We start from the raw sequence: 4972 nt of genomic DNA, 5'->3' as shown, positions 1-4972 counted from the left end.
ACCGGATTTACGCACACCGGATAAGCCGCAAAGCGGCTTACCTAGAGGACGCGGGGTGGAGCAGCCCGGTAGCTCGTCAGGCTCATAACCTGAAGGCCGCAGGTTCAAATCCTGCCCCCGCAACCAATCCCCTAAAACTAGAAAGATCTGCGCGGATCGCCCAAGCGGAACCCGTTCCCACCAGCTGCATGGCGATCATCTGATCATCCGACAAGCGCGTAAAGCTCTGTCTGCCCGCGTCGGACTCTGACGCGCACCGTGCCCATCGCAACGAAACCGAAGCGCTCCGCAACAGAATCGCGGATCGAACTGCTGACAAGGATTGAGGTTCCATAGTCCCGGTTCAGGCCCTCCAGCCGCGAGGCTCTGTAATAATTACGCTGATGTTTGAAATAGCAATTTGAGATGGTTGCGTGCCCCCCGTAACCAAGTCCTAAAACTAGAAAAACTGAAAAGATTGACGCCTCTGTTGTGCCTCCGCGCCTGGAAAATCTCCTTGGCCCTCGGTGCTCTTTTGAGCAGATTGCACAATATATACCCCTATTGTTGTAATAAGTGGGTATATATTAAGCATTTTACAACAAGAGGGCGCATGTTATTCTTAGAAGTCTCTAGGTTTTAGGGGGGAGGTCGGGATTACTCCCGACCGGCATTGGCGTTGTTTGGTCTTGGACGACCCAATGAGCGCGGTGTTGTTGTAAGTATTGGCTGCACGAACAGGAAAATACAATCGAGAGGAGACCTCCGATGTTTCGCATTGAGACGTGGCTTCTCTTCGGCTTTTCTTAAGCCGCGAGGCGTGGAGTCGACAGGCGAGTGGCTGGGAACCACCTTCGACCGCACGGTCGGACCGGATGAAGGTAGCCTGAATTACTCATGAGAGGTGAAAGCGCGGCAAAAGTGCCGCTGTATACGGTATCGAACGGATAGCGTTCTGAGAGCACGTGTCCGTATCTGACAATTTGGAAATTCGCCACAGCATTGGAGTGGGTCCGATGATCAATAGCTTTGGTGAAGACATCTACTTGCCTTTGGTGCAACTGATCTATGAGACCGTTGTCAGCCCCCCCGAATGGGAAAAGCTTTTAGCGGAACTGATCGACATCACCAAAGCTGGAGCGGGTGCCGTCGTGGGCTTTAAGGGAGCCGAAGATCGGCGCGCGAGCGTGTTTGCAAAGGGCGTCCCGAAAGTCGCGCTCAGCAATCCGCAGATGATAGCTGCATTGCATGCAGCGACGCTAACCCTTGGGCAAGGGGCGTTCCTGACGGTAGACTTGAAAGCCAAACTCAATCCGCAATGGGACGTGCCTGTACACGAGTGCTTTGGTGCCGAGGGTAGCCTTCTCATGCTCTTGCTCGTCAAGGAAGGCGGGCGCCGCATTACACTGATGCTTCAATTTGATCGGCCAGGTCGAAGCGAAACAGACAAAGCTGTTGAAACTCTGATGAAATTACTGCCGCACTTTCAGACGGCCTTTGCCATACAAAAGGCTACGCTTCTGGAGCGTGAAAAATCCGCACATATGGAAAGCGCCTTCTTTAGTTCATCGGCACCCTCTGCCATCATCACCGAGGACTATCAGGTGCGCCTGGCGAATGCGAGTTTCGAAAAGTTTGTCGAAGCGTCCCATCTGCTCGTCGAATATAGCGACACGGTGATCGATTTCGTCGATATTGCTCTTCAGGAAGAAATTACTCGGCTGATCGGCATGGCGGCCACCCATGGGCGTGTCCGGCACGTCGCCTGGGTCGAGGACAAGGTAAAGAACATCAAGTGGCTTGTCAGCGTGGACGCATTGTCGGGACGGGTTGGCTTGGGATCGCAATTCAAGAATGTCTTTGGCACCAACGAGCGTGTTTACATGCTCACGATACGCGAACTTGGTGGAAACAGCCTGCTGGCGCCTGACACAATCAAGTCCATTTTTGGCTTGACGCCGACGGAGGCCGATCTTGCCTATTGCCTCTTGAGGGGAGAAACAGCATCGGAAATTGCGCGGCAGCGTGGTGTCTCAAAAAACACCGTCCACAATCAGCTTGCTTCGGCGATGGCACGCGTGGGCGTTAACCGGCAGACGCAGTTTCTGCACTGCCTTTCGATGCTTTCAGCCATGTGCTGATCGTGCTCAGAACCGCCAGGTAATGCTGACGGAAACGTTGTAGTCGATCGCGTGACTCATGCCGATGGTAGGCGACACGCCACCTGCGTCTGCGATGTAATTGATCGTCGGCACCTTGTTGACGTAGTCGATCCCGGCGTTCAAACCGACAAGCAGGTTCTCCTTGGGCGCATAGCGCAGCCCGGCGCCAATTCCGGCAAGCAGGCTGGCATCGTCACGCGTTTCGGAGACGAAGTCGAAAGCGCCCGTCGATACACTCGGCAGGACCGCAGAGTAGTGGCTTCTATAACGGGAGTGAAGGTAAGCGCCACCCAATCTCGCATCGAGCGAGACGCTGAGATCCGGTTGCAGTGCCTTAGCGACCGAGAGCTCGGCCAACGCGCCGACATAGCGTGCATCAAGTTCGTCGTTCTGCGCGACGCCGACCTGCGGAACCACCACGCCTGGGATACTGGTTCCTATAACCAGCGTCCGGCGAAAATCCACATCACGATCGATGGAGCGATACATCGGACCGAATTTGGGGGTCACCGTCCAGCCGCCTTGCAGGTCGACCGGAGCACCGAGCAACAATGCTTGATCGATGACCGTCGTATCCTCGTCGCGCTCATCGATGATAGCGCTGCTGCTAAGGTCACCAGTTGCTTGCAGGGTAAGGCCGGTATTGTCGGCATAGGCCGCATAGGCCGCTGCGCTGGGCGTGCCACCATTGGTCACAAGCGCAGTGAATACGCCGCCGGTAATCGAGCTGGTTGACGCAAACTGTGTAATCCGGCCAGTGGGATCCGAAGACGACGCCGTGGAGTTAATGTGCGCCGTCCCGCCCGCGCTGTCGTTTACCGTGACATCAGCCACTGCAGCCGCAGGGAGGATGCCAACCGGTGACGCGGTGAGAGTATTGACACTGCCGTTGGCCGTGTTGCCAAACCTTAGGTTCAGGGAATTCTGACCGGCAAGGCTCGTTCGGCTCGTGGAATTGGACGAAAGGTCCGCGATGCTGCCGTTCCACTCCAGAACAAAGGGTTGCGACCCTATCTGCCCCAGCGGCAGATCCAGGCTGATGCCGATATTGAGGCCGTCGTCAACGACTCTGCTGTCTCCGCTTCCGAAGAAATCGGGCCTTCGCGAACCCCAGCTCGGCAAGCTAAGCCAGTTGATGCCGGTGCCGATCTCTAGGCTAGGCGCGGTGTCCTCGTTCTGCGGTGTTAGCTTGGTGTCGTCGGCAAGTGCAGGGGAGGTCGTGCCAGTAAGGCTTGCTAGAGCCGCAACCAGAATTGCGGCCATTTTCTGGGGCAGAACGGCTTGGCGGATCCGCATTCTCTCGTCACCTCAAGATGGCACCGACGCAGGCCGGCGCGACACGCTGAGGTCTATTACTATTATAATTTAGTATACAATCAATTAGCCGCGGTATCCGCGCGTGGGGAGTTGGTGCCATCGGTGCATAAATGTCACGGCACGGATACCACGCAGAGCTTCTCGCCGTTTGGGCCATAGACGGTGAGCCGTGCGCTCCATCCGTTCGGTGACACGGAGACTGTCGATCGCGAAAGCGCGAGCCGTCCCGGGTCATCCTTCTGGAAATCACCGCCTTGAACATTGCTTGACGTATTGCCATTGGAATTCGAGATAATCTCGAACTGATACGTTCCTTCGCCGCGACCGTCGCTTTCGATCGTCGGGACCAGCGTCATGGCGCCACCAGTCTCCTTATGGTGCTCGATGATGCAATGAACGGGTGGGAGGGCGGCAATCATCGTAAGACTCCGTCATGAAAGAGGTCAGCGGCACCGCCGCTGACCTTCAGTTGTACAGGATTAGTGCTGAATAGTGACAGACTGGTTGCCGACGCCCTGCTGATATGTCTGAGCGTTGTTGCCGAAGCCGGACTGGATGGTACCAGAGACGTTTCCTCTGCCTAATTGTTCAGTATAAGACCTGTTACCAAAGCCGAATTGGGCCGTACCGGAGATGTTGTTTCTACCGAACTGAACGGTCGTCGAGCTGTTCCAACCACCGAGCTGGCCGGTAAGGCTGTAGTTATTGCGGCCCACCTGGCCCGTAGCGGCTTGGTTGCCCCAGCCGCTCTGGAAGGTCTGTGACAAGTTGTCGGCCGCAAAGACTGCGGAAACCGATGAAAGAGCAAACACGGTTGCAATTACTAGGCCCTTGATTTTCATTGTATCTCTCCTCTTCCTCCCGCCGGAATTGACGGTTGGAGAGACACTACCCCATCGCTAGTCGCGCTAGGGCTGCAAAGCTTGCCTAACTCAAGAGGGAAGTCTCTAGTTTGAGCCAAGGAATATGGCTGCGAATTGGTTAGAGAGCGTGATTGGTGGTCTATTGCGCCATGCCAATAGGGATCTTCGCCAGAAGATTGGGAAAGAGTAATAGCTGCGTTTTTCCACGTCTTTGCCGCGCATAGCGCCGCCGGCGGAAGATATACAACTATACGCTTTGAAAGTATACGCGCCTACGACCCAGGCAACGTTTTGCCCGGAAGCCCGAGCCATCCGGCAAGACGATGACGAGGCGATCCGCTGACCACCCCGTCGACCAGGGCGATGTTGCCGCCCTTGGATGTCGCCAGTTAAAAGTGCGGCGCCCCGCAAGGTGCGGAAAAATCTATGGCGCGAACGACAGCGATCAGTGAGCGCATAGCACAGCCAATCCAGGCGAAACGTCAGGCCGGGCGAGAGCGTCGCCAGCAGTCTAGATGGTGTTGTCTAATCGCATTGCGTTGGTCAAGCTCTTTTTGACATGCTCAACAACGCCCGGGCGAGCATCGTTCAACCGGGACGAGTACTAAACCGTGGATGTGCGGACCGCTGTTTCATGTTGCGTTGTTGATG

4 protein-coding genes and 1 tRNA gene are annotated in these 4972 nt (G+C 55.9%); 2 read left to right on the top strand and 3 right to left on the bottom strand.

The window, feature by feature from the left end:
• The first annotated feature begins 49 nt into the window (after positions 1 to 49).
• Positions 50 to 126 (top strand) — tRNA-Met (locus ATY79_RS22845).
• An 869-nt stretch (positions 127 to 995) separates the two neighbouring features.
• Positions 996 to 2120: a helix-turn-helix transcriptional regulator gene (locus tag ATY79_RS22840; protein WP_088704973.1), complete on the top strand. Its 1125-nt coding sequence runs from the start codon at positions 996 to 998 to the stop codon at positions 2118 to 2120.
• Positions 2121 to 2126: 6 nt separating this feature from the next.
• On the opposite strand, the gene ATY79_RS22835 is transcribed toward ATY79_RS22840, so the two are convergent.
• From ATY79_RS22835 to ATY79_RS22825, 3 genes are all read right to left on the bottom strand, one after another.
• The gene (locus tag ATY79_RS22835) at positions 2127 to 3437 is read right to left on the bottom strand and encodes a hypothetical protein (RefSeq protein WP_088704972.1); all 1311 of its coding nucleotides are present in this window, start codon (positions 3435 to 3437) and stop codon (positions 2127 to 2129) included.
• 134 nt (positions 3438 to 3571) lie between these two features.
• Positions 3572 to 3877, bottom strand: a complete 306-nt coding sequence (gene csgH, locus ATY79_RS22830; RefSeq protein ID WP_088704971.1) for a curli-like amyloid fiber formation chaperone CsgH — start codon at positions 3875 to 3877, stop codon at positions 3572 to 3574.
• 60 nt (positions 3878 to 3937) lie between these two features.
• Entirely contained in the window at positions 3938 to 4300 is a 363-nt protein-coding gene (locus ATY79_RS22825) for a hypothetical protein (RefSeq protein WP_088704970.1), read from the bottom strand.
• Positions 4301 to 4972: the final 672 nt, after the last annotated feature.

Origin of the sequence: Rhizobium sp. R693 (assembly GCF_002211315.1) — a bacterium.
Taxonomy (GTDB): Bacteria; Pseudomonadota; Alphaproteobacteria; order Rhizobiales; family Rhizobiaceae; genus Rhizobium.
The sequence above is the reverse complement of the archived record's forward strand: the minus strand, read 5'-3'. Positions and strand labels throughout refer to the sequence as shown.